At 70.3% G+C, this 23,795-nt stretch carries 22 protein-coding genes and 2 tRNA genes; 18 read left to right on the top strand and 6 right to left on the bottom strand.

Going from position 1 to position 23,795, the window contains the following annotated elements:
• Position 1 precedes the first annotated feature (1 nt).
• Genes ABEA46_RS06830 through ABEA46_RS06820 form a run of 3 tightly spaced genes read left to right on the top strand, consistent with a single transcriptional unit; the run spans position 2 to position 2,977 of the window.
• The gene (locus tag ABEA46_RS06830; RefSeq protein ID WP_345543625.1) at positions 2-670 is read left to right on the top strand and encodes an RraA family protein; all 669 of its coding nucleotides are present in this window, start codon (positions 2-4) and stop codon (positions 668-670) included.
• Positions 667-1,302, top strand: a complete 636-nt coding sequence (locus tag ABEA46_RS06825) for a 4-carboxy-4-hydroxy-2-oxoadipate aldolase/oxaloacetate decarboxylase (RefSeq protein ID WP_345543624.1) — start codon at positions 667-669, stop codon at positions 1,300-1,302. The genes ABEA46_RS06830 and ABEA46_RS06825 overlap by 4 nt, the downstream gene beginning before the upstream one ends.
• A 10-nt stretch (positions 1,303-1,312) precedes the next feature.
• Positions 1,313-2,977 carry an FAD-dependent monooxygenase gene (locus ABEA46_RS06820; protein ID WP_345543623.1) on the top strand — a complete coding sequence of 555 codons (1,665 nt, stop codon included), beginning with the start codon at positions 1,313-1,315 and terminating at the stop codon, positions 2,975-2,977.
• Between the two features lie 56 nt (positions 2,978-3,033).
• Here ABEA46_RS06820 and ABEA46_RS06815 read toward each other — a convergent pair whose 3' ends face one another.
• Together ABEA46_RS06815 and ABEA46_RS06810 are read right to left on the bottom strand one after the other, a co-directional pair.
• Positions 3,034-4,410, bottom strand: a complete 1,377-nt coding sequence (locus tag ABEA46_RS06815) for an aldehyde dehydrogenase family protein (protein WP_345543622.1) — start codon at positions 4,408-4,410, stop codon at positions 3,034-3,036.
• Positions 4,411-4,522: 112 nt separating this feature from the next.
• Positions 4,523-5,719 carry a PucR family transcriptional regulator gene (locus ABEA46_RS06810; protein ID WP_345543621.1) on the bottom strand — a complete coding sequence of 399 codons (1,197 nt, stop codon included), beginning with the start codon at positions 5,717-5,719 and terminating at the stop codon, positions 4,523-4,525.
• 114 nt (positions 5,720-5,833) lie between these two features.
• On the opposite strand from ABEA46_RS06810, the gene ABEA46_RS06805 reads away from it, so the two are divergent.
• From ABEA46_RS06805 to ABEA46_RS06765, 9 genes are all read left to right on the top strand, one after another.
• Positions 5,834-7,444, top strand: a complete 1,611-nt coding sequence (locus tag ABEA46_RS06805; protein ID WP_345543620.1) for a thiamine pyrophosphate-binding protein — start codon at positions 5,834-5,836, stop codon at positions 7,442-7,444.
• 116 nt (positions 7,445-7,560) lie between these two features.
• On the top strand, positions 7,561-8,238 hold the full coding sequence (locus tag ABEA46_RS06800) for a FadR/GntR family transcriptional regulator (RefSeq protein WP_345543618.1): 678 nt from the start codon (positions 7,561-7,563) through the stop codon (positions 8,236-8,238).
• A gap of 92 nt (positions 8,239-8,330) precedes the next feature.
• A complete protein-coding gene (locus ABEA46_RS06795; RefSeq protein ID WP_345543617.1) occupies positions 8,331-9,380 on the top strand; it encodes a pyridoxal phosphate-dependent aminotransferase in 1,050 nt (349 codons plus the stop codon).
• A 199-nt stretch (positions 9,381-9,579) separates the two neighbouring features.
• Complete coding sequence (locus ABEA46_RS06790) at positions 9,580-11,349, top strand: ABC transporter permease (RefSeq protein ID WP_345543615.1); 1,770 nt, start codon at positions 9,580-9,582, stop codon at positions 11,347-11,349.
• A 19-nt stretch (positions 11,350-11,368) separates the two neighbouring features.
• Positions 11,369-12,484, top strand: a complete 1,116-nt coding sequence (locus ABEA46_RS06785) for an ABC transporter substrate-binding protein (RefSeq protein ID WP_345543614.1) — start codon at positions 11,369-11,371, stop codon at positions 12,482-12,484.
• Positions 12,485-12,524: 40 nt separating this feature from the next.
• Complete coding sequence (locus ABEA46_RS06780; RefSeq protein ID WP_345543613.1) at positions 12,525-13,679, top strand: ABC transporter ATP-binding protein; 1,155 nt, start codon at positions 12,525-12,527, stop codon at positions 13,677-13,679.
• Between the two features lie 23 nt (positions 13,680-13,702).
• Positions 13,703-14,968 carry an amidohydrolase family protein gene (locus ABEA46_RS06775; RefSeq protein WP_345543612.1) on the top strand — a complete coding sequence of 422 codons (1,266 nt, stop codon included), beginning with the start codon at positions 13,703-13,705 and terminating at the stop codon, positions 14,966-14,968.
• A gap of 1 nt (position 14,969) precedes the next feature.
• A complete protein-coding gene (locus tag ABEA46_RS06770) occupies positions 14,970-15,284 on the top strand; it encodes a hypothetical protein (RefSeq protein WP_345543611.1) in 315 nt (104 codons plus the stop codon).
• Positions 15,281-15,670, top strand: coding sequence for a Rieske (2Fe-2S) protein (locus ABEA46_RS06765; RefSeq protein ID WP_345543610.1), 390 nt, complete (start codon positions 15,281-15,283; stop codon positions 15,668-15,670). Before ABEA46_RS06770 ends, ABEA46_RS06765 begins: the two co-directional genes overlap by 4 nt.
• 137 nt (positions 15,671-15,807) lie before the next feature.
• Here the strand turns inward: ABEA46_RS06765 and ABEA46_RS06760 are convergent, their stop codons facing one another.
• Positions 15,808-16,731 (bottom strand): aminoglycoside phosphotransferase family protein, encoded by a 924-nt coding sequence (locus ABEA46_RS06760; RefSeq protein ID WP_345543609.1) that lies wholly within the window; start codon positions 16,729-16,731, stop codon positions 15,808-15,810.
• A gap of 91 nt (positions 16,732-16,822) precedes the next feature.
• Here ABEA46_RS06760 and ABEA46_RS06755 point away from each other — a divergent pair, with 91 nt between their 5' ends.
• The 4 genes from ABEA46_RS06755 (at position 16,823) to ABEA46_RS06740 (ending at position 20,948) form a co-directional block, all read left to right on the top strand.
• Positions 16,823-17,602: a DeoR/GlpR family DNA-binding transcription regulator gene (locus ABEA46_RS06755; RefSeq protein WP_345543608.1), complete on the top strand. Its 780-nt coding sequence runs from the start codon at positions 16,823-16,825 to the stop codon at positions 17,600-17,602.
• The gene (locus tag ABEA46_RS06750; RefSeq protein ID WP_345543607.1) at positions 17,599-18,540 is read left to right on the top strand and encodes a 1-phosphofructokinase; all 942 of its coding nucleotides are present in this window, start codon (positions 17,599-17,601) and stop codon (positions 18,538-18,540) included. The genes ABEA46_RS06755 and ABEA46_RS06750 overlap by 4 nt, the downstream gene beginning before the upstream one ends.
• A 32-nt stretch (positions 18,541-18,572) precedes the next feature.
• On the top strand, positions 18,573-20,597 hold the full coding sequence (locus ABEA46_RS06745) for a PTS fructose transporter subunit IIABC (RefSeq protein WP_345543606.1): 2,025 nt from the start codon (positions 18,573-18,575) through the stop codon (positions 20,595-20,597).
• An 81-nt stretch (positions 20,598-20,678) separates the two neighbouring features.
• Positions 20,679-20,948, top strand: a complete 270-nt coding sequence (locus ABEA46_RS06740) for an HPr family phosphocarrier protein (RefSeq protein WP_345543605.1) — start codon at positions 20,679-20,681, stop codon at positions 20,946-20,948.
• Between the two features lie 103 nt (positions 20,949-21,051).
• On the opposite strand, the gene ABEA46_RS06735 is transcribed toward ABEA46_RS06740, so the two are convergent.
• Positions 21,052-21,684 carry an MBL fold metallo-hydrolase gene (locus ABEA46_RS06735; RefSeq protein WP_345543604.1) on the bottom strand — a complete coding sequence of 211 codons (633 nt, stop codon included), beginning with the start codon at positions 21,682-21,684 and terminating at the stop codon, positions 21,052-21,054.
• A 106-nt stretch (positions 21,685-21,790) separates the two neighbouring features.
• Between ABEA46_RS06735 and ABEA46_RS06730 the strand changes: the two genes are divergently transcribed.
• Both ABEA46_RS06730 and ABEA46_RS06725 read left to right on the top strand, forming a co-directional pair.
• A tRNA-Glu gene (locus ABEA46_RS06730) sits at positions 21,791-21,866 on the top strand.
• Between the two features lie 41 nt (positions 21,867-21,907).
• Positions 21,908-21,983, top strand: a tRNA-Glu gene (locus tag ABEA46_RS06725).
• 69 nt (positions 21,984-22,052) lie between these two features.
• On the opposite strand, the gene ABEA46_RS06720 is transcribed toward ABEA46_RS06725, so the two are convergent.
• Both ABEA46_RS06720 and ABEA46_RS06715 read right to left on the bottom strand, forming a co-directional pair.
• A complete protein-coding gene (locus tag ABEA46_RS06720; protein ID WP_345543603.1) occupies positions 22,053-23,228 on the bottom strand; it encodes a DUF4349 domain-containing protein in 1,176 nt (391 codons plus the stop codon).
• Entirely contained in the window at positions 23,225-23,794 is a 570-nt protein-coding gene (locus tag ABEA46_RS06715) for an RNA polymerase sigma factor (RefSeq protein WP_345543602.1), read from the bottom strand. The genes ABEA46_RS06720 and ABEA46_RS06715 overlap by 4 nt, the downstream gene beginning before the upstream one ends.
• Between the last annotated feature and the right edge of the window lies 1 nt (position 23,795).

Genomic DNA, 23,795 nt, shown 5'->3' with positions numbered 1-23,795 from the left:
CATGTCAGACTCACTCATCCAGCGCTTCGCGCAACTCGGCACGGCGACGGTGTCGGACGCGCTCGACAAGCACGCGCGCCCCGGCAGTCTGCTCGGCATCGCACCGCTGGCCGACGGGCAGCACATGGTCGGACGGGCCTTCACCGTCCGCTATGTCAGCGCGCAGGTGCCGGCGGGCACGGTCGGCGACTTCATCGACCAGGTCGAGCCAGGTCAAGTGGTCGTGCTCGATAACGACGGTCGTGTGGACTGCACGGTGTGGGGCGACATCCTGACGGCCGTCGCCCATCACCGCGGGATCGCGGGAACCGTGATCGAGGGCGTCTGCCGGGACACCCACCGCGCGCTGTCGATCGGCTACCCGATCTACAGTCGCGGACGCTTCATGCGCACCGGCAAGGACAGGGTGGAGGTCGCCCAGGAGCAGGGGCCGGTCACGATCGGCGGCGTCACGGTGCGCCCCGGCGACATCTTGCTCGGCGATTCCGACGGAGTCGTGGTGATCCCGTGCGACATCGAAGAGCAGGTGCTCGAGACCGCCGAGATGATCCACGCGAGGGAGGAGTCGATCCTCGAGGCCGCCCTCGGCGGCGCGTCCATCGCCGAGGCCCGGGCGCGCTTCGGCTATCACGATCTGCAGCGTTCCGGCCGGCAGAAGGCTGACGCATGATCGACCTCGACAGGGATGCTGCGGAGCTGCTGCGTCTGGGCACCGCGACGCTGTACGAGGCGTCGCACAGCGACTGCTTCCTCGACGCGTCGTTCCGGCCCGCGTGGGAGGGGTCGCAGATCGTCGGTCGCGCGCTCCCCGTCACCGCGCAGCAGGGCGACAACCTCGCGCTGCACCACGGCATCGAGGCTGCGCAGAGCGGCGATGTGCTCGTCGTCGACGCCGGAGGCGCGCCGTTCGGATACTGGGGCGAGGTCATGGCGGTCGCCGCGCGTGCGCGCGGCGTGCGTGGGCTGGTCATCGACGGCGGAGTCCGCGACACCGCGCAGCTCGCCGGGTTGGGGTTCCCCGCGTTCAGCACCTCGATCTCCATCCGCGGAACGGTCAAGCACTGGGCCGGAACGATCGGTCTGCCCATCACGCTGCGCGGCCGCGTCGTGCACCGCGGAGACGTCGTCGTGGCCGACCGCGACGGCGTGATCGTGCTTCCCGAGGACCGCTACGACGAGGTGCTGTCGGCCTCGCGGGAGCGTGCGGCCAGGGAGGACGCCTACATGGCGCGCCTCAGCGCGGGCGAGACGACGCTCGACGTGTACGACTTCCGGCGCCTCGGAGCGCCGATCACCGGTTGAGAGGAAGACCATGACCCAGCACCCCGACGCGGACGTCCTGATCATCGGAGCAGGGCCGGTCGGACTCGTCGCCGCACTCGACCTCTCCGCCCGCGGAGTGCCGGTGATCGTGATCGAGCAGCGCGCGTACCTCGAGCCGCCGAACGTGAAGTGCAATCACGTCGCGTCACGCACGATGGAGAGCTTCCGTCGCCTGGGGATCGCCGCCGAGGTGCGTGCCGCCGGACTGCCGGCGGACTATCCGCAGGATGTGGCCTTCCGCACCGCGCTCACCGGTCGAGAGCTGGCGCGCATCCCGATCCCCGCCAGCGGCGAGCGTTACACCTCGCGCACCGGGCCGGACACCTCGTGGGACACCCCCGAGCCGCCGCACCGCATCAACCAGACGTTCCTGGAACCGATCCTGGCGCGGCACGCCGCGGCCGCCCCGGGCGTGACGCTGCTCAACGCGACCCTCTTCCATTCCTTCGCGCAGGACGACGACGGCGTGTCGATCGTGGTGTCCGACCTGGACGGCGGGAACGAGCGCACCCTCCGCGGCCGATACGTCATCGGCGCCGACGGCGGGCGCTCGAAGGTGCGCAAGCAGATCGGCGCGAAACTCAGCGGCGACCCCGTGCTGCAGCACGTGCAGTCCACCTGCATCCGTGCCACCGGCCTGTACGACCGGATGGCGGCTGCGGAGCCGCGTGCGTGGGGGTACTACACCTTCAACGCGCGCAGGATCGGGCATGTCTACGCGATCGACGGGCGCGAGACCTTCCTGGTGCACACGTATCTCTCGCCGGAGGAGGCCGAGACGCCAGGCTCCGTCGACCGGGACGCGGCGATCCGCGCCATCCTCGGCGTGCCGGACGAGGTCGACTATGAGGTGATCTCGAAAGAGGACTGGATCGCCCGCCGTCTGCTTGCCGACCGGTTCCGAGACGGCCGGGTGTTCCTCGCCGGCGACGCGACGCACTTGTGGGTGCCGTTCGCGGGGTTCGGGATGAACGCGGGCATCGCGGATGTGCTCAACCTCACGTGGGCGATGGGTGCCCACCTGAACGGGTGGGCGGGTGCGGGCATCCTCGACGCGTACGAAGCGGAGCGCCGACCGATCACCGAGCAGGTCTCGCGCTTCGCGATGAACCATCAGCAGAAGCTCGCGAAGCCGGCGCTTCCGGAAGCCTTGGAGGACTCGTCCGCCGAGGGCGAGCGGGCGCGCGCCTCGTTCGGCGCCGCGGTGCGGGCGCTCAACGAACCTCAGTTCGCCGCGGCAGGACTGAACTACGGCTATGTCTACGATGCGTCGCCCGTCATCGCCTACGACGGTGAGCAGGCGCCCGGGTACACGATGGGGGAGTACACGCCGTCGACGGTGCCCGGATGCCGCGCCCCGCACTTCCGCGTCCCCGACGGGACGTCGTTCTACGACCTGCTCGCGGACGGCTTCACGCTCGTGGCGCGGCCGGGCGCCGACACATCTGCGCTTGCCGCCGAGGCCGAGCGTCGCGGCATCCCGTTCTGCGTGGTCGAGGCAGACGACCGGACGCTGCCCGTCGAGTACCGCCTCTCTCTCACGATCGTCCGCCAGGACCAGCATGTGGTGTGGCGGGGCGAGCATGCCGATGCCGAGACGGCTGCGGGGCTGTGGGACCTGCTGTGCGGTGCTCCCGTGGTCGCCGCGATCTGACACAGGACGCAGAGGAGGGCCGGTCGCGCAGCGCGACCGGCCCTCTTCTGCACGGCTCAGCGCCGGATGACCTTCGTGGCGGCCATGGCCTTCAGCCCCTCGACACCGAACTCCAGGCCGTAGCCGGAGGCCTTCGTGCCCCCGAACGGGATGGCCGGGTCGACGCCGCCGTGCTGATTGATCCACACGGTGCCGGCTTCGAGGCGCTGGGCGACCTCGGCCGCGGCATCCGGATCCGGACCCCACACCGAGGCGCCGAGACCCTGCTCCGTGCCGTTCGCGCGGCGCACCGCGTCGTCCAGGTCCGTGTAGCGGATCACGGGCAGCACCGGGCCGAACTGCTCCTCGTCGACGATCGCCGCACCGTCCTGGACGTCGGCGATGATCGTGGGCCGATAGAAGAGCGGGCCGAGTTCGGGTGCGGGCTCCCCGCCCGTGACGATGCGGGCGCCTCGGGCCCTCGCGTCGTCGACGAGCCGCGCGACGATGTCGAACTGCGAGGGGTTCTGGATCGGCCCCAGCCGGTTCTGCTTGTCGTGCCCCGAGCCCATGGGGGCTGCGGCGGCCCGGTCGGCGAGCGCCGCCACCATCTCGTCGTAGACGGAGTCGTGCACATAGAGCCGCTTCAGCGCGGCGCACACCTGCCCGGTGTTCATGAACGCGCCCCAGAACAGCTCGTCGGCGATGCCGGCGACGTCGGCGTCCGGCAGCACGATGCCGGCATCGTTGCCGCCGAGTTCGAGGGTGAGCCGAGCCAGGTTCGATGCGGAGCTCGCCACGATGCGCCGGCCGGTCGCCGTCGAGCCGGTGAAGACGATCTTCGCGATGCCGGGATGCGCGGCGAGCGCCGCCCCGACCTCGCGGTCGCCGGACACGGCTGACACCACGCCGTCCGGAAGGTGGCGCCGGAAGATCTCGACGAGGGCGAGCACACTCAGGGGCGTGTGCTCGGAGGGCTTGATGACGACGGTGTTGCCCATCCGCAGTGCGGGGGCGATGTGCCACACGGCGATCATCACCGGGAAGTTCCACGGGCCGATGGACGCGACCACGCCGAGCGGGACGTAGTGAAGCTCGGCGTCGCCGCCGAGCTGCTGGGGCTCGAGCACGATGTCGGCCGCCCCCCGCAGCCAGTGCGCCGCGCCGTGGGCCTCGCCGGCGCCGGCGACCTTGCCCTGCTCCTGCGTGACGATCAGACCGAGCTCCTCGGCGTGCGCCTCGATGTCGTCCGCGACCTCGCGCAGCAGGCGCGAGCGCTCGGCGTGGCCGAGGGTGGCCCACGCAGGCTGCGCCGCGGCGGCGGCCGAGATCGCGGACTCCAGGTCCGAGACCGTCTGCTCAGGGGCGTAGCCGACCACCTCCCGCGTCGCGGCATCGAGGATGGGGCGGCCGCTGTCGGCATCAGCGGAGACCGTGGCGAGGAGTGCGTTCATTGCGGGTCCTTTCCCGATGTTCGAGGGCGACTCCGTGAGCGCCCGCTAAAAGATCAATTCAATATAGTCAATTGCGGGATGCGCCACCACGACGCGCCTCGACGACCTGGCGTCAGCGCAGGCCGGCGAGGGTCGCCACGCGAAGTGCGGTGTGCAGCTCGCGGCGCACGGATCCGTCCGACAGGTCGATGTCGGCGATCGCGCGGACGCGGTCGAGGCGGTAGTACAGAGTGCTGCGGTGCACGTGCAGTTCCTGCGCGGTCCGCTGTGCGTCGCATCCGCAGTCGAGGTACGCCTCGAGGGTCTCGGCGAGATCGGGGCCCGACTGGTTGTCCAGGAGGCGCTGGACCGGCGCGGGCAGGTCCGAGGTGCTCAGCTCCTGCAGGGGGAGCTGCAGCAGGATGCGATCCAGGCCGAGCTCGTCCCAGTGCACGATGCGTCCTCGGGAGGGGTCCACGGCCGCGCCCCGCGCGGCGATGCCGGCCTCGCGGCGGGAGTGGTGCGCGTCGGTGAGGGGGGAGTGGGCGCCGCCGATCCCGGCGTGCAGCTCGCTGAAGGCCGGGATGTCCAGCAGCGCGGCCAGACGCTGCCGGTCGATCTCGTACGGCACGACGATCACGGCCTCGCCGTCGATCACGGCGCCGACGGCCTTGAGGCGGGGGAAGACCGGGATCACCGACAGGGCGCGATCGAGGACGAGCCGGAGTGTGGCGGTGTTCGCGTCGGCGGCGGGCGTCGACAGCGTGATCACGGTGTAGTGCGGCACCGGAGAGACGAGGCTGCCGGTGAGCAGTTCGTCGGCCGCCCTGGTGCGCTGGGCCGGGTCACCGTCGACCAGCGCTGTCACGAGGCGCAGTGCGCGATCCTCGTCCTCCCGGTGACCCAGCGCCATGGCGGCGAGGATCACCCCGATCTGCGCGCGTCCCTCGCGGATGGCGTCGTCTTCGGCGAGCTGCTCGTCAGGAGTCTCGTCCGGGATCGTGGAGGACACGTATCCGACGAGCTGTCCCTCGTGGCGCACGGGGGCCACGTGCCGGGTCATCCCGCCATCGAGCGGGGGGATTCGCACGGGGGCGTCGGCCTGACCGACCCGATACTCGCGAATGGACTCGCGGGCCCGGGAGGACCCCTTGTGGGACAGGATGATCGCCAGCCGGGCGTGGTCGACGTCGCGGTCGTGCACGCTGAATGCGATCACGTTGAACTCGACGTCGAACACGATGATCGGCCGCCCGAGTCTGTCGGCATACGCCTGCACCTGCGCCTCGAGATTCATCGTCCACCTCACCGTGCGCGACGGCGCGCACATCGACCGAGTCTAGGTCGCCGCGAGCGGGGCGCTCAGACGGCGCAGGGTGACTTGTGACGCCCGCGAACATAGACCTATATTCAATATAGTCATTTATGAGAGAGGCGGCCACACATGGCGAAGATGACAGGCGGCGACGCACTCGCACAGGCACTGATCACCGAGGGGACCGAGACCGTTTTCGGCATTCCCGGCGTGCAGCTCGACGGTCTCACCGACGGCATGTACCGGCGGCAGGACGACCTGCATCTGCTTGTGCCCCGGCATGAGCAGAGCACGACGTACATGGCCGACGGCTTCCATCGCGTCACCGGGCGTCCGGGCGTCGCGATGGTCGTACCGGGGCCCGGCGTGCTCAACGCGGGGGCAGGGATGGCCACTGCCTACGCCTGCTCCTCGCAGGTGATGCTCCTCGCGGGCACGATCCCCTCGACCCTGGTCGGCTCGGGCCTGGGCGCGCTGCACGAGATCCCCAGGCAGAGCGAGACGATCGAGGGGCTCACCAAGTGGACGGCGCGGCCGACACGGGTCGAAGAGATCCCCGAGCTCGTGCACGAGGGCTTCCGGCAGATGCGGACCGGCCGTCCTCGTCCCGTCGCCCTGGAGCTTGGGCCCGACCTGCTGCACGCGGTCGCCGACCTCGAGGTCGGCGACCCGTTCACCGTGCCCGCTCCCGTCGCTCCCGAGGACGGTGTCGCCGACCTGGCCGCGCTGCTCGCCGCCGGGCGCCGACCGGTCATCCACGTCGGCGGCGGCGTGCGCGGACGGCGGGCCTTCGACCTGCTGTCGCGCCTCGCCGACCTGCTCGATGCGCCGGTGGTGATGAGCGAGAACGGTCGCGGAGCGGTCGATGCCCGCGACCCGCACGCGCTGCCGGCGTTCGCGCTCTGGGAGCTGCGGAACACCGCTGACGTGGTCGTGTCTTTCGGCAGCCGGTTCCTCACGCCGTTCGGCCAGCAGCTGGCGATCGGCGATGCGCGACTGGCGCTGGTGAACATCGATCCCGCAGACTTCGGCGCCCCGCGCCGCCCCGACCTCACCGTCCAGGCGGACGCGACGGCGGTGCTGGAAGCGCTCGTGGACAGAGTGGAGCGGCGCGCAGGCTGGGGTGACGAGCTGACCCGCCTCCGAGCCGAGGGCGAGGAGCGGGTGCGCGCGCAGGTCGCGCCGCAGATGGCGTTCGTCGATGCCATCCGGGCATCGCTCCCCGAGGACGGCGTGTTCGTCAACGAGCTCACACAGATCGGCTACGTGTCCACATACGGCTACCCCGTGCACGCGCCGCACTCGTACGTCTGGCCCGGCTATCAGGGCACGCTGGGCTACGCCATGCCCACTGCGCTCGGGGCGGCTGTCGGCGCCGGCGATCGACCGGTCGTCGTCGTCAGCGGGGACGGCGGCATCGGCTGGTCGCTGCAGGAGTTCGCCACTGCGAAGAAGTACGGCATCCCGCTGATCACCGTTCTCTTCGAGGACAACAGGTTCGGCAACGTCTGGCGCATCCAGCGCGACACCTACGGCGGGCGCTTCATCGGCTCCGACCTCACGAACCCCGACTTCGAGCTGCTCGCCCGGGCGTTCGGCATCGATTTCACCCTGGCCGAGGACGCGGACGCCGTCCAACGCGCGATCGGCGAGGCCATCTCCGCACGGCGACCGGCCGTGATCAAGGTGCCGGTGGACGTCTTCCCGTCGCCGTGGTCGTTCATCCACGAGAAGCACTGATGCGATCCCGGCGGGACGGCGAGCGAGATCCGTCGTCCCGCCGCGGAATCGTGTATGTCTAATCTGTAGACGCGCCCGCCTGCCCGGCACGTCGTCGACGCAACCGAAGGGGAGACATGACGATCACCAACACCGCGGCTGCGGTCCAGGTGGCGAGAGCCCTTGAGCAGGAGATCACCTCCAACGGCTGGAAGCCCGGCCACTTCGTCGGGCGCCGGCAGGAGCTCGCCGCCCGGTTCGCGGTGGCTCCCGCGACGCTCAGCGAGGCGATCCAGCTGCTGCGCTCGCGCGGTGTGGTGGATGCCAAGCCCGGGCCCGGCGGCGGGATCTTCGTCGCGGCCCGTTCACCCTTCATGCAGCTCAGCGATCAGCTGCTGCAGCTGCGCGAGGAGAAGACGACGGTCGCCAACTGTCTGCGCGTGCTCGACGCGCTGGACGGCACGATCCTGCACGATGCCGTCGAGTTCGCCTCCGAGAGCGATATCGACGAGGTGCGGGAGCGCGCCGCGCGGCTGGAGGCGGAGTGGGACAGTCCGCAGGCCCCGGCGGCGATCTGGGCCCTGCACGCGCGCATCGCGCGGATCACTCCGAACGAGCTGCTGCGCAGCCTCTACACGAACCTCGTCGACTACATCATCGCCGCGGAGCTCGAGGATGCGATGGCGCCGAGCACCCCGGAGCGGCTGCGCACCCACCTCGATTTCGCGGCTGCGGTCGTTGAGCGCGACCATGTCCTCGCCGCTTCCGCAGTAGACCGTCATCGGGGCGCGTCCTCGGCCGCCCTGCACTCCTGAGCAGTCGCGGCCCGCTGGTTTGACAGCGACCAGTCACGAGCATATTGTTCATATTCAATACTGACAATTGCTCGTCCTCAGGAGGAACCGCGATGGTGCTGGAGTTCCGCAGCGTGATCGACCAGATGCTCACCGCCCCCAATCGTCCGGCCGGGGCGACGCCCCCGCCCATCCGTCTCTCGCAGAACGAGATGCCCTGGGCGCCCAGCGAGCCGATCGTGCGGGCGATGTCCTCGGCGGCGCTGTCGGCGCACCGCTATCCCGACTATCACCGCACGGCCGCCCGCACAGCGGTGGCCGACGCCATGGGGGTCGCGGCCGAACGGATCGCCATCGACAACGGCTCCGGCTCGCTGCTGCACGGGCTCGCACGTCTGGTCTGCGAGCCCGGCGTGAACGGCATCTACTGCTGGCCCTCGTTCGAGGCCTATCCGGCGGCCCTCGGGCTCGCCGGCGCCGAACGCACGCCTGTCGCGCTCGCCGAGGACGGCGCGATGGACATGAGCGCGATGCTCGATGCCATCGGGCCCGCCACCCGGATCGCGTACCTGTGCAACCCGAACAACCCGACCGGCGGCTTCGTCGGCGTCGACGCCATCCGCTCGTTCCTCCGCGACGCGCCCTCGAACGTGCTCGTCGTCCTCGACGAGGCGTACCGCGAGTTCGTCACCGCTGAGCCGGTCGACGCGACGGAAGCGCTGCTCGACGAGTTCGACAACCTCGTCATCCTGCGCACGCTGTCGAAGTCGCACGGGCTCGCCGGGGTCAGAGCCGGCTATGCCGCGGCGTCGCCGCGCGTGGCTGAGGCTCTGCGGCGCACCTCGGTGGGCTTCGCCCTGAACAGCGTCGCCGAGGCCGCGGTGATCGCGGCATTCGGGGCGGAGGCCCAGGCTGTCGCCGCGGAGCGCATCGAGGTGATCGTCACCGAGCGCGACCGCATGGAAGCCGGACTGCGCGCGGCCGACGTCTCGTTCCTCCCGAGCCAGTCGAACTTCCTCTTCGTGCACGGCGACGCGCCGCTGCTCATGGAGCGATTCGCCGCGCAGGGCGTTCTCGCCCGCCCGTTCCCCGCGTCCGGCGGTGTCCGGGTGACGATCGGCCTGCCGGCCGAGAACGACGCCGCGCTGGCCGCGCTCACGTGAACGGATCGCCCATCCGAGGGTGATCCTCCGCCCCGGTCGGACGTTGTCCGACACAGTGTCGGATGGGGCGCCGAGGACTTAGGAGCGACGACCGATGATCGCTCATAGCCTCGGTTCGTACGCTGACACACACCAGGACGAAGCCGTCCAAACCCGATTCAGAACCGACGACGTCTGACAGGCGCGAAGGGATGTGGCAGTGGCTGCGACGATCGATTTCGAGCGCGACCGGCGTGCGTCGCTGCGTCGCTCGGTGACCGGCGCCGGCGGGTGGACCATCTTCGCCGCCGCGCTCACCCTCGTCTTCGTCTTCCCCGTGACGATGATCGTGATCGGCGCGTTCCGCGACGGCCTGCCGTCCGACAACCTGCCGTTCACGCTCGACGGTCTCATCGCCGCGTTCCAGGACGAAGAGACCTGGACCACGATGTGGAACTCCGTCGTGCTCGTCCTCGTGTGCGGCACGATCTCGGTCGCCGGCGGCGGGCTGTTCGCCTGGATCGCCGCCAACACCAACGTCCCCGGTCGCCGGCTGCTCACGCCGCTGATGGCGATCAACCTCTTCGTCCCGCCGCTGTTCCACACCCTGGGCTGGATCATGCTCGGCAACCCCCAGAACGGCCTGCTGAACCAGTGGGCGCGGATGCTCGGCGCGACGGGTCCGTTCATGAACATCCAGACGTGGGGCGGGCTGATCCTGCTCATGTCGCTGGGCTACATGCCGTTCGCGTACTTCCTCCTGCTGGGTGCCTTCAAGAACCGCGACCAGTCGCTCGACGAGGCTGCTGCCATCAGCGGGGCGGGTGCCGTCCGCACCTTCTTCACGATCACGCTGCCCTCGGTCGGGCCGGCGATCACGGGGGCGGCGATCCTCGTCGCCGTGCTCGTGTTCCAGGCGTTCGACAGCCCGCAGCTCATCGGCCGTCAGGCCGGCATCTTCGTCTTCTCCACGCAGATCTACCACTACGTCCGCGACCAGGCTCCGGCCGAGTACACGAAGGCGTTCGCACTGTCGCTCGTGCTCATCGTGCTGGTGCTGCTGCTGTTCCTCGCCCAGCGGTGGATGCTGCGGGGCCGCAGCTTCACGACCCTGACGGGCAAGACCTCGCGTCGCGAGCCGCAGGAGCTGGGTCCGGTGCGCTGGGTGCTGGCCGCCCTCGTGCTGCTCTTCCTGCTGCTCAACCTCGTCCTGCCGCTGTTCGCGATGATCCTCGGCAGCCTGCAGCCCATCTTCGGCGTCATGAGCACCGGACTCACATTCGACAACTACGCGCAGATGCTCACCGACCAGGAGTTCAGCTCCAGCCTCGCCCTGACCGCCTGGCTCGCGGTGATCGGCGGCTTCGGGTCGATCGCCGTCGCGCTGCTCACCGCCTACGTGACCGCGCGCCGATCCGGATTCATCCGCTCGTACACGTCGTTCGCCGTGTGGGTGCCGTGGGCGCTCCCGGGCATCGTGCTGGCGCTGGCGTACATGTTCGCCGTGCTCTACGTGCCGGCCTTCCGCAGCATGTACGGCTCCGCATTCCTCATGACGCTCGTGCTCGTGGTGGCCACGATCCCGGTGTCCAGCCGGATCGCGGAGGGTGCCCTCGCACAGCTCTCGCCCGAGCTCGAGGAGGCGGCACGCACCTCGGGGGCAGGCTCCGTACGGGTGCTGCTGAGCATCGTGCTCCGGCTGGTGATCCCGAGCTTCCTGGCCGGATGGTTCCTCTCCGCGCTGTTCATCTCCGGAAACCTCGCCGTGCCGATGCTGCTCGCCCCTCCGGGGCTGCAGCCGGTCTCCCTGACCGCGTTCCAGCAGTTCCTGCTCGGGAACATGTCGCAGGGCGCCGCCCTGTTCATGATCATCCTGGTCGCCGCGATGTCCGTGCTGGGCCTGGCCGCCCTCGCGATGAAGTTCGGCCCGCGTCTGCGAGGACGCTCGACGCGCGCCACCACAGTCCCCCTCACCCGTATCGCACCTTGACACCCCGAGAGGAAGAATAATGACGTTCTCCCGCAAGACAGCCCGCATCGGATCGGCGATCATCGCCGTCGGTGCCCTCGCCGCCCTCACCGCCTGCTCCGGCGGTGCGGCCGCGAAGCCCTCCGAGCCGATCGAGGTCCCCGGCGCGAGCGCCGACGCCAACGACCACATGAACGAGCTGTACGACAAGGCGATCGAAGAGGGCAAGACCGACCTGGTCCTGTACGGTCCCAGCGTCTCGGCGCAGAAGTCGCTCTTCAAGGTGTTCACCGACCGCTTCCCGGGGATCAAGGTCATCCCGCAGGATCAGCCGGACGCGCAGAGCATCACGAAGATCGAGGCCGAGGCCGCGAGCGGCAGCAAGATCGCCGACGTGTACGACGGCGGCGAGTCTCCTCAGGTCGCCGCCGAGCCCGGCATCTGCACGCAGGCGGATGTCCGCACGGCCCCGGAGGGGTTCGAGATCCCGACGAACTTCGACGGCCGGCTCACCTACTACGCGCTGCGCTACTTCGGATTCGTCTACAACACCGACATGGTCAAGGACGCCGATGCGCCGCAGAACTGGGAGGACCTGCTCGACCCGCAGTGGAAGGGCAAGATCTCGATGGGCGACCCCACTGTGCCCGGCGGCATCCGCTACATCCTCACCTCGCTGATGGTCCCCGAGAGCGAGGACAAGTGGGGTGAGGCGTACGTCGAGAAGCTCGCGGATCAGGACGTGCAGTTCGCGCAGTCCGAGCCGAACGTGCCTTCCGATGTCGCCAGCGGCCGCTTCCCGGTCGGCATCGCCGTCTACCAGGGGTTCTACGAGGACGTGAAGGCCAAGGGCGGCCCGATCAAGATGGTGTTCCCGCTCGATGACGGCGGCAACTTCATGTCGCGCACCGGCATGTGCCTGATCAGCGACGCGCCGCACCCCGATTCCTCGCAGCTCTACATCAACTGGCTCTACTCGCCCGAGGGTCAGCAGGCCCTGGCCGAGAAGAACCGCTCCTACGGCTGGACGCCCGAGGCTCCGGGGCCGGAGGGCACGCCGTCGCTCGATCAGCTCGAGCGGCTGCCGTTCTCGAACCCGGACCCCGCGTTCAACCAGCCCTACTTCGACTTCATCGACGAGCAGTTCAAGAAGTAGGCACTCTCCACCTCGGACTCCCGGGAAGGCATCGAAAGAAATGACTGAGGTCCTGGTCTCCGGGCTCACCAAGCGATACGGCAGCAAGTCGGCGCTGCACGGGCTCGATCTGCACATCGGGTCCGGCGAGTTCGTCACCCTGCTCGGCCCCTCGGGCTGCGGCAAGACGACGACGCTGCGCTGCCTCGCCGGCCTCGAGCGCCCGACCACGGGTCGGATCACCATGGGCGACCGCGTCGTGGTGGACACCGATCGACGGACGTTCGTACCGGCCGACAAGCGGCGGGTCGGGATGGTGTTCCAGAGCTACGCGCTCTGGCCGCACATGAGCGTCGCCGAGAACGTGGCATATCCGCTCAAGGTGGCCAGGCTCGGAGCCCAGGACCGTCAGAACCGGGTGCGCGAGATGCTCGACGCCGTGGGCCTGGCGGAGTTCGAGAAGCGTCCGGTCACCGCCCTGTCGGGCGGCCAGCAGCAGCGCGTGGCCCTGGCCCGTGCGCTGGCCGCCCGACCGGGGATCATCTTCTACGACGAGCCGCTGTCCAACCTCGACTCCAAGCTGCGCTACCAGATGGGCCAGCAGGTGCGGGCGCTGCACAATCAGTTCGAGACGACGTCGGTGTATGTCACGCACGATCAGGAGGAGGCGATCACCCTCTCCGACCGCATCATCGTGATGAGCCAGGGCGAGATCGTGCAGGACGGAGCTCCCGCGGAGCTCTACGACCGGCCGCGGTCGGCCTACGTCGCGGACTTCATGGGCTTCCAGAACATCCTTCCCGGCGAGGTCATCGCCGTGGACGACGGCGTGGCGGACATCCGGATCGACAACACCTCGCTGGTGATCGCCGGCACCGCCACCACCGGCGTGGCCGTGGGCGACCGTGCCGACCTCGCCTTCCGTGCCGCCCACGTGCGGATCGACGACCGCGGCGGGTTCGGGGTCGGGCGCTTCACCGGTGTCGTGGAACGCACCACGTACCTCGGCAGCGCGGTCAACCTGCTCGTGCGCGCCGACGGGATCCCGCTGCGCGTGCGCGTGGAGACGTCGGATCTCAGCGCCGACGCCGTGCCGCGAGCCGGCGACGAGCTCGCTTTCGCCGTGAACCCCGCCCGAGCGGTCGTGATCTCCCGCGAGCCGTCCGAGGACGCCTTCCTGACGACCGCGACCGACGCCATCGTGGCCGCCCGCTGACGAACCCGACCCGAGAGGACAACATGAACGACCTGCCCACGCCTCGATCAGACGCGCCGCGCATCCGCGAGCTCGCCGAGATCGGCGGGCGATCCGACACCCGCGACGTGCTCGCCCACGCGACGAAGCAGGCGAAGGACGACTACGACGACTACTTCATCGTCGACATCGACGCGCACGTCTCGGAGGACCATTTCTGGGGCGAGGTCCTCGACCTCATCGACAACGACGTCTGGCGCGACCTCGGCATGAGCCAGTACGCCGGATTCGCCGGCAACAACGCGCTGCTGAACATCCAGCCCGGCATGTCTCACCAGAGCGTCGGCGGCAGGATCGGCCACCAGGGGCGCAAAGAGCCCGTCGAGGGCACGGAGGGGCATCCGTTCGTCACCGCCGCCCGCCGCGGCATGGATGCCATGGGCCTGGACTACCAGGTCGTCTTCCCCAGCGCGATGCTGCTGCTCGGCATGCACCCGCAGGACGAGGTCGAGGTCGTGCTGGGCCGCGCGTTCAACCGCTGGCTCACCGAGGTCATCCTGCCGCCGAACCCGCGCCTGAAGGGCATGCTCTACCTGCCGTACAACACGCCCGAGGTGTGCGAGGAACTGGTGGAGAAGTACGCGGACGACGAGGGCATCATCGGCTACACCGTCTGCTCGACGCGCAACAACCCGGTGCACTCCGACGTGTACACGCGTCTGTACAAGCTGATCGAGGACAGCGGCAAGCCTCTCGCGTTCCACTCCGGGTATCACTGGGGGGACCCCTCGTTCGCCCAGCTGAACCGTTTCCTGTCGATGCATGCGCTGTCGTTCACGCACTACAACCAGATCCACGTCACGAACTGGATCATCAATGCGATGCCCGAGCGGTTCCCCAAGCTCAAGATGGTGTGGGTCGAGAGCGGGCTCGCCTGGATCCCCTTCCTGATGCAGCGGCTCGACCACGAAGTGCTCATGCGGCCCAGTGAGGCGCCGGGGCTGAAGCGTCTGCCGAGCGAGTACATGAAGGAGATGTGGTACACCACGCAGCCCATGGAGCGGACCAACATGGAGCTCCTGGAGGCGACGATGAAGTCTTTCAACGCGGAGACGCAGCTGCTCTACTCGTCGGACTGGCCCCATTGGGACTGGGACGCCCCGTCCACGATCACCCGTCTGCCGTTCCTCTCGGAGCAGGCGAAGCGCAACATCCTCGGGCTGAACGCCGCTCGTGTGTTCAACCTGCCCACCGACCGAAAGAAGCCCTCCGCCGAGCAGGTGCTCGCGGAACGACCGGGGATCTCCTGACATGACTGCTGAAACCACCGCCGCCGACCTCGAGCTCGCCGAGCTCGACACCGTCGTCACCCGCCTCGGCGAGCTCACTCGCCACGTCGCCGACCAGGAGCTCGGAGCCGCCGTCACCGACGAGCAGATCGCCGACGTGCTCTACGCCGCGGCGAGGCTCTTCTCCGCCAAGACCGACCGCGTCGGCAAGATCGCCTGGCCGATCAGGGAGGATGCGCTGAACGCGACCGAGACCGTCGTCCTCGTGACGGCGCTGCTCGACGCCGCGGACGTCAACCTCTTCGACATGGCGATCTGGTACCGGAGAGCGGAGTGAGCGCCGCCGTCGTCCGTCGTGACGTCGTCGTCGCCGGTCTCGACGATCTCAAGGCACGCGAGCGGATCGTCGTCGATGTCGACGGGACCGAGCTCGGCGTGTACTTCCACGCGGGTGAGGTGCGTGCCTGGTACAACGTCTGCCCGCATCAGGGCGGGCCGGTGTGCCAGGGCAAGATCATGCCGCGTACGGTTCAGCTGGTGCGTGGCGAGGACGGCCTCAAGAGCGGCGGTCCCGGGTTCCACCCGACCGACCGCAACATCGTGTGCCCGTGGCACGGCTTCGAGTTCGACATCCTCACCGGCAAGCACCCGGCGGACCACCGCATCGGTCTGCGTCCGGTGCCGGTCCGGGTCGAGGGCGATGACGTGATCGTCAGGATCTGAGGGGCCGAGAACCCGCTGGGCCCGGACGGCGATGCGTCGCCCCCCACCGTCCGGCCAGCGCGGGGTGCGGTCTGCGCACCCCGCCTTCATCGTCCTGCTCCGGTACCGGCCGCGCGGCAGCGGAGCAGTGGATGCCGTCACGCCGGCGCGTCGGCGAGCACCTGCGCGACGGCATCCGTTGCCAGCGCGAGGTAGTCGGGGTTGTCGTCGCTGTGCACGAGGAGGATGAGCACGACGGCGGCGGCCCACGCGTGGGCGCGACGCCACGTGGCGACGTCGTAGCGATCACCGGTCGCGGCGATGAAGCGCGCACGGGCGGGCGCGTCGAAGGCGAGCCACGCGACGCCGAGGTCGTAAGCGGGGTCGCCGGCTGTGACGTCGCCGAAGTCGATGACGGCGGCGAGCGCGCCATCCCGTGACAAGAGGTTGCCGGGATGCAGGTCGCCGTGGATCCACACCGGTGGCAGGTTCCAATCAGGGGCGTCCAGCCCTGCGTGCCAGATCTCCCCGAGGGCGTCCGCCGTCGCCGCGTCGAGTGCGCCCGTCGCACGCGCGGTCCCGAGCCGCTCCTCGAATGCCGCGTCGCGCGTCGCGAGCGGCCGGCCGCGCACCGGGTTCACCGGGAAGTCCGCCGGCGCCTCGGCATGCAGGGCGATCAGCGATGCGGCGAGCAGCTCGACCCAGCCTCCGCGCGCGGCGCGCGGAACATCGAGGCCGCGTTCGCCCTCGATCCACGGCACGACGGACCAGGACCACGGATAGTCGTCCGACGGCACGCCGCACACCACCGGCGCAGGCACCGCGACGCCGAGCCGGGCGAGCCGCGCCGCGATCGCCGGAAGCACACGCTGCTCGTTGACCACGAGCGGAGCGGCGAGCTCGCGGCGCGGAAGGCGCACCGCGTGGGCCTCGCCGAGCCGCCAGATCTCGCTGTCCCAGCCCTCGGAGACCTTCTCGAGGCGGCCGTCGACGATGTCGATGAGTGCAGGCGCCTGCTCGGTCACGAGCCGTCGAACGAGGGCGGCGTCGATGTGGACCTCGGCGGCGGGCTTGTCGGGCATCGTTCGAACCTACTCCCGTGCAGGCGCCTGGGATTGCTTGTGTTTGTGTTGGAACATGTTGTATCGTGTGGGAATCCAAGGAGGAATGCAGATGTACGCAACGGAGCGCCACGAGCAGATCGAGCTTCTGCTGGCCGAGCAGGGCCGCGTCAGCGTCGTCGAGCTGGCAGAGCGATTCGACGTCACGACCGAGACGATCCGCCGCGACCTCGACCACCTCGAGTCGGTCGGCGCGCTGCGCCGCGTCCACGGCGGAGCCGTCGCCCGGGAGCGGGCCAGCACCCGCGAGCCGTCGCTGGCCGAACGGCTCGAGCGCCACGGCGGAGCGAAGGCTGCCATCGGCGCGCGAGCGCTCGAGGCACTGGGCGCGGACTTCAGCGGATCCGTCTTCCTCGACGCCGGCACGACGACGGCCGCCGTGGCCGCCGCCCTCGCGCCGCGCCTGAGCGCCGAGCGCATCGAGGTCGTGACGCATTCGCTCACCCTCGGCTACGCGCTCGCCGCCGTCCCCGGCGCGTCGCTCTCGCTCATCGGCGGCCGCGTGCGCGGACTCACCGCAGCGGCCGTCGGCGCCGACACCGTGCGCGCCATCGGCGCCCTGCGCCCCGACGTCGCCTTCGTCGGCACCAACGGCCTGTCGGCCGCGTTCGGTCTCAGCACCCCGGATCCCGATGAGGCGGCGGTCAAACGCGCGATCGTCGAGTCCGCCCGCCGGGTCGTGGTGGTCGCGGACGCCGAGAAGTTCGGGGCCGAGCTGCTCGTGGGCTTCGCGCCGCTGCACGAGATCGACGTCCTCGTGACGGATGCCGCACCCGACGCCGAGCTCGCCGCGGCGCTCTCCGATGCCGATGTGGAGGTCTGGCTCTCATGATCGTGACGCTCACCGCCAATCCGTCGCTCGACCGCACCGTGACGCTTCCCGCGCCGTTGCAGGTCGGCGACGTGCAGGCCGCCCGGTCGGCGAGAGAGGATGCCGGCGGCAAGGGCATCAACGTCGCGCGGGCCGTCGTCGCGGCCGGCGCGGCCTGCGTCGCCGTGCTGCCGCTCGCGGTGGACGACCCGTTCGACACCGCGCTGCGGGGGAGTGGCCTCGATGCCCACCGCGTGCCCGTCGCCGGACACGTGCGCGCGAACCTCACGATCACGGACCCCGCCGGGATCACGACCAAGCTCAACCTGCCCGGCGCGCGGCTCGCTCCCGACGAGATCTCCGCCGTCGTGGACGCGACTGTCGTCGCCTCGGCCGGCGCCGACTGGCTGGTGCTCGCCGGCTCCCTGCCTCCCGGCGTTCCCGACGACTTCTACGTCCGGGTGATCGGCGCCGTCCGCGCGGTGCACGGCGCCCAGGCCCCGCGCATCGCGGTCGATGCGGCAGGGCCTGCCCTGGCCGCCGTCGTCGCGCACGGTCATCCCGACCTCATCAAGCCCAACGACGATGAGCTCGGCGAGCTCGTCGGCACGTCGCTCGACGGCGCCGACGCGAAGACCGTGCTCGACGTCGCCCGTGCGCTCGTCCCCGACCGCGTCGGGGCGGCGCTCGTGACGCTCGGCGCCCGCGGCGCGGCCCTCATCGAGGCCGACGGGGCATGGGGTGCGGTCCCGCCGCCCATCCGCGTCGTGAGCACCGTCGGCGCGGGCGACAGCTCGCTCGCGGGCTACGTGCTCGCCGAGAGCGGGGGCGGGACCCCCGATGAGCGGCTGCGCCTGGCCGTCCGCTACGGGGCGGCGGCGGCATCCCTTCCCGGCACGCAGGCGCCCGCCCCCGGCGACCTGCCCCGCGGCGACGTGCCCGTCACGCGCCTCGCCTGAGTCCCACCCGATACCGACCACTGGAGGTCACCGTGTCCGACACGATCACACCCGGCCTGGTGAGCCTGGACGCCGCGCTCGGCGCCGACAAGTCCGCCGTCATCCGCGCCCTCGCGGAGCGCGTCGTCGCGCAGGGCCGCGCCGCCGACGCCGAGGCGCTCTTTGCCGATGCGTGGGCCCGCGAGCAGAAGGACGAGACCGGCCTTCCTGGCGGCATCGCGATCCCGCACGCCAAGAGCGCCTCGGTCACGACCCCGTCGCTCGCCTTCGCCCGACTCAAGCCCGGCGTCGACTTCGGAGCGCCCGACGGCGACGCCGACCTCGTCTTCCTGATCGCGGCCCCGGCTGACGCCGCCGAGGCGCACCTCGCCGTCCTGTCCAAGCTCGCCCGCAGTCTCATGCAGGAGGACTTCACGGCGAGCCTTCGCGCAGCCGCCTCCGACGAGGAGGTGGTTGCGATCGTGCGCGCCGCGATCGGCGAAGGGGATGCCACGGCCCCTGCGACGGCGGCGGCATCCACTCCTGCGACAGCTGCTACCGACGCCCTGAGCATCGACGGCCGTCCCGCGCGCATCGTCGCGGTCACCGCCTGCGCGACGGGCATCGCCCACACCTTCATGGCGGCCGACGCCCTGACCGCGGCGGGAAAGAAGGCCGGGGTCGACCTGGTCGTCGAGCCGCAGGGCTCCAGCGGCTATCAGGCGCTGCCGCGTCACGTCATCGATGACGCCGATGCCGTGATCTTCGCCACCGACGTCGACGTGCGGGAACCGCAGCGCTTCGCGGGCAAGCCCGTCGTGCGCTCCGGGGTCAAGCGGGGCATAGAGCAGCCGGCGCAGCTGATCTCCGAGGCCGTCGCCGCCGTGCACGACCCGTCGGCTGCCCGCGTGGGCGGCGACGCGGCCGCGTCGACGACGGCCCCGGCCGAGAGCATCGGGTGGGGTGCCCGCATCCAGCGGATCCTGCTCACCGGCGTGAGCTACATGATCCCGTTCGTCGCGGGAGGCGGCCTGCTGATCGCACTCGGGTTCCTCCTCGGCGGGTACGACGTCAACCAGGACGCCGCGAAGGTCATCGTCGAGAACGCGCTGTGGGATCTGCCCGCGGGCGGACTCGGGCAGTACCTCGGCTCTGTCGCCTTCATGATCGGCGCGACGTCGATGGGCTTCCTGGTGTCGGCACTGGCCGGCTACATCGCTTTCGCCATCGCTGACAGGCCGGGCATCGCCCCCGGATTCGTCGCCGGTGCCGTCGCGGTGCTGATGAACGCCGGGTTCATCGGCGGCATCATCGGCGGCCTTCTCGCCGGCGTCGTCGCGTGGTGGATCGGCACGTGGCCGGCACCCCGCTGGCTGCGCGGCCTCATGCCGGTCGCGATCATCCCGCTGCTGGCGTCGATCGTGGCCTCGGGCCTGATGATCCTCTTCCTGGGACGTCCCATCGCGTCGCTGATGGAAGGCCTCAATGCCTGGCTGACCGAACTGGCCTCGACCGACGCGATCATCCTGGTGGGTGTCATCCTCGGCCTCATGATGTGCTTCGATCTGGGCGGTCCGGTCAACAAGGTGGCGTATGCGTTCGCCGTCGCCGGCCTGAGCGCCGGGTCGGCCGACAACCCCACGCCGTACCTGATCATGGCCGCGGTGATGGCCGCCGGCATGGTGCCTCCGCTCGCCATGGCGCTCGCCTCGACCGTGCTCGCGCGCAACCTGTTCCCGCCTGTCGAGCGCGAGAACGGCAAGGCCGCCTGGCTGCTGGGAGCCTCGTTCATCAGCGAGGGCGCGATCCCGTTCGCCGCAGCCGACCCGCTGCGCGTCATCCCGGCCTCGATGATCGGCGGCGCCGTCACCGGTGCGTTGTCGATGGCTTTCGGCGTGCAGTCTCTCGCGCCCCACGGTGGCGTCTTCGTGCTCTTCGCGATCGACCCGTGGTGGTGGTTCCTCATCGCCGTCGCGGCCGGCGCCGTCGTCTCGGCGTTCGCGGTGATCGCGCTCAAGCGCTGGGTCGGACGCAAGGAACTCGAGCAGGCCGAATCGGGCGTACCCGTGGCGGCCTGACCCGCTCGTCCGACAGAATCGGAAGCGTCGATCCGTCCACCACCGTTCCGACGGACGGATCGGGCCAGACAGGAGAGAACCATGGCAGAACGTCAGGCCACCATCGCGAGCAGCTCGGGTCTGCACGCGCGCCCCGCGAAGCTGTTCGTGCAGGCCGTGCAGTCCAAGTCCGTCCCGGTCACGATCGCCGTCGAGGGCGGCGCCGATCTCAACGCGGGCAGCATCCTGTCGCTGATGGGACTGGGTGCATCGCAGGGCACTGTCGTGACGCTCAAGGCTGAGGGCGACGGCGCCGAGCAGGCGCTCGACGAGCTGGTCGCCCTGCTCGAGACCGATCTCGACGCACAGTAGGACCCCTCACCCCCGCTCCGGCGCGGGTGGGTGAAGATCGAGACGACGGATGCCGCGGGTCGAAGCCGCCGCAGCATCCGTCGTCTCGTGCGTCCGGGTGGGGTCAGATGTCGACCGAGTCGCCCGGATCGAGCACCACGAGCTCTCCGCCGTCCTGCTGGGCGGCCCAGCCGAGCCGGCCGCGGCCCATGTCGCGTCCGGCGACCGACAGCGTGAGATCGTGCGTGCCGAAGACCTGCCGCGGCTTGACGGCGAGCACGAAGTCCATGGCCTCGCCGATCTTGAGCCACGGCGCACCGACCGGGGCGGCGAGCAGCTTGACGGGCCGTCCCGGCTCGGCGTACGAGTCGCCGGGGTAATAGAACTCGTCGTTGACGAGCACGCCGACGTTGTCGACCACGGGGATCGACCGGTGGATCAGGGCGTGCGTGCCGCCGAAGAACTCGAGGCGGAACGGCGCGATGTCGACGACGTCGCCCGGGTGCACGACGGTGATGTCGAAGCCGGCGGCCGCCTTCGCGACGCCCTCGGGGGCGTAGATCGGGGTGTCGGGGAACTGTTCGAGGATCCGATCGAGGTGATCGGGCGTCCAGTGGTCGGCGTGCTCGTGGGTGACGACGACGGCCACGACCCCTTCCAGATCCAGGGGAGTCGTGAACGAACCGGGGTCGATGACGATGGTCCGGCCGCTGTCGGTGAGGGTGAGCGTCGCGTGCTCGAACTTGGTGACTCGCATCTGACGAGTCAATCGCTCCGGGCGACCCGCGGCAAGCCGATGACGCCCGCCGCCTCGATTTGGAGCGACGATGCGCGGCGTGGCATAATCGAACGGTTGCCTGAACGGCCCCATCGTATAGCGGCCTAGTACGCCGCCCTCTCACGGCGGTAACGCGGGTTCGAATCCCGCTGGGGTCACCAGTCAGGCAACACGTCGGAGCGCAGGCTCCGGCTCGCTGTACGGCCCCATCGTATAGCGGCCTAGTACGCCGCCCTCTCACGGCGGTAACGCGGGTTCGAATCCCGCTGGGGTCACCACGACGAAGAGCCCCGGTCCACTGCGGACCGGGGCTCTTCTGCTGTTCGGGCCGTGCGACCCGACGTGTCTCATGACGCGTCGTCGCCGGATGCCGCGCCCTTCGCGTCCTCCCGGGCGCGCGCGGTGCGCCGCCGCCGGCGCGCGCCGCGCACGATGAGCCAGACGACGACGGCCACGACGGCCGCCACGGCGATCCAGGGGATCAGGAAGCCGAGCGCGACGACGATCCCGTTGAGCGTCGCGACGAGCCCGTTCCAGCCGGCCGCGAGTCCGTCGGCGAATCCAGCAGGGTCAGCCGAGACCGGAGCGGCCTCAGGAGTGAGGGTGACCGACAGGGTCGACATCGCGACCTGGTCATCGATCATCTTGAGCTGCTGCTGGTAGGACTCCAGGAGCGCCTGCCGCTCCGACAGGGCCGACTCGGCCGCGATCAGATCCGAGACGCTCTGCGCCTGCGCCATCAACGCCGTGAGCCGGTCCACCGATGCCTGCGCGGCGTCGATGCGGGCCTGCAGGTCGACGGTCTGCGATGTCACGTCCTGCCGGTCGATATTCGTGGCCGTCACGGTGCCGAGGTCGTCGAGCGTGCCGACCACGGCGGTGAGCTCGTCGGCCGGCACGCGCACGGTGATCCATCCGCCGTCCGTCGGCGAGGGATACGGCATGACGTCCGGCGCGATGACGCCGTCGGTGACGCCGCTCTGCGCCGGATCGACGGGGGAGCCGTCGCTGCCGATGCTCATCGACTCGACGTAGCCGCCGTGCTGGGCGGCGGTGTCGGCGATGCTGCGGGCCGCGGCATCCACATCGTCCACCGTGACCGAGGCGGACGCGGTCGTCACGATGTCACGGCCCGCGGTCGGCTGGTCCGCTCCGGGGGCGAGTCCGCTCGCGCTGCCCGCCGCCCCGGCGAGCGGCCCCGCCTCGTCCCGCGCGCCCGTGCTCGAATCGGCGGCACCGCCGTCGGCGGCCTCGTTCGCCGGCGCGACGGCGGCGCTGTCGGACGTGCCCGTGGGGGAGACCAGCGCTCCGACGCTCGGTGCGATGACGGCGGCGACGACGATGACGGCCGCGGCCGCACCCCCGGCGATCCAGAATCGGCCGTGACGCCGCCGCCGTGCGGCGGTCTGCGTGCGCTCGTGGGCGATGTCGGCGAACAGCGCGTCCTCGATCTCGTCGATGCGCTGCGGGCTCAATTCGGGGAGGGATGCCGCACCCTGCGGGTCCGGTGGCTGCGTGTTCATGTGCTCTCCTTCACGACGGTCCGCAGTCGCGTGCGGATGCGGGAGAGACGATTGCGGACGACGCCGTGCGCGACGCCCAGCTGCTCGGCGGCCGCCTGATAGGCATACCCCTCCGTGGCACACAGCCGGAAGATCTCGCGGTCGAGCTCGCCGAGCCCGGCGACCTCGCGCAGGATCGCATCGGCCAGCTCGCCGTCGACCACCTGCTGCTCGACGTCGACGGTGTCGGGCAGGCTCTCGTCGGCGGGTGCCGCTGTGTGGTCGCGGTCGCGACGCATCCGCCGGATGCGGTTGGCGGCCTGGAAGCGGCAGATCGTCGCCAGCCACGGCAGGAGCGAGTCGCCCGCGAGCTCGAATCCCGCGAGCTTGCGCCACGCGACCAGGAACGTCTCCTGCGTGACCTCCTCGGCGTCCGCCGGATTGCCGACCAGCCCGTGGGCGAGCCAGTACACAGGGCGCACGTAGGCGCGGTAGATGCTGCGGAAGGCGCGCTCGCTCCCGCCCGCAGCGAGCGCGGCCAGCGCCGCGTCGCCCTGCGGGCCGTCGTGCGATACGTCCTCAGCCATC

This window comes from Microbacterium jejuense (genome assembly GCF_039544225.1).
GTDB lineage: Bacteria > Actinomycetota > Actinomycetes > Actinomycetales > Microbacteriaceae > Microbacterium > Microbacterium jejuense.
This window is presented reverse-complemented; position numbering and strand designations above follow the sequence as displayed.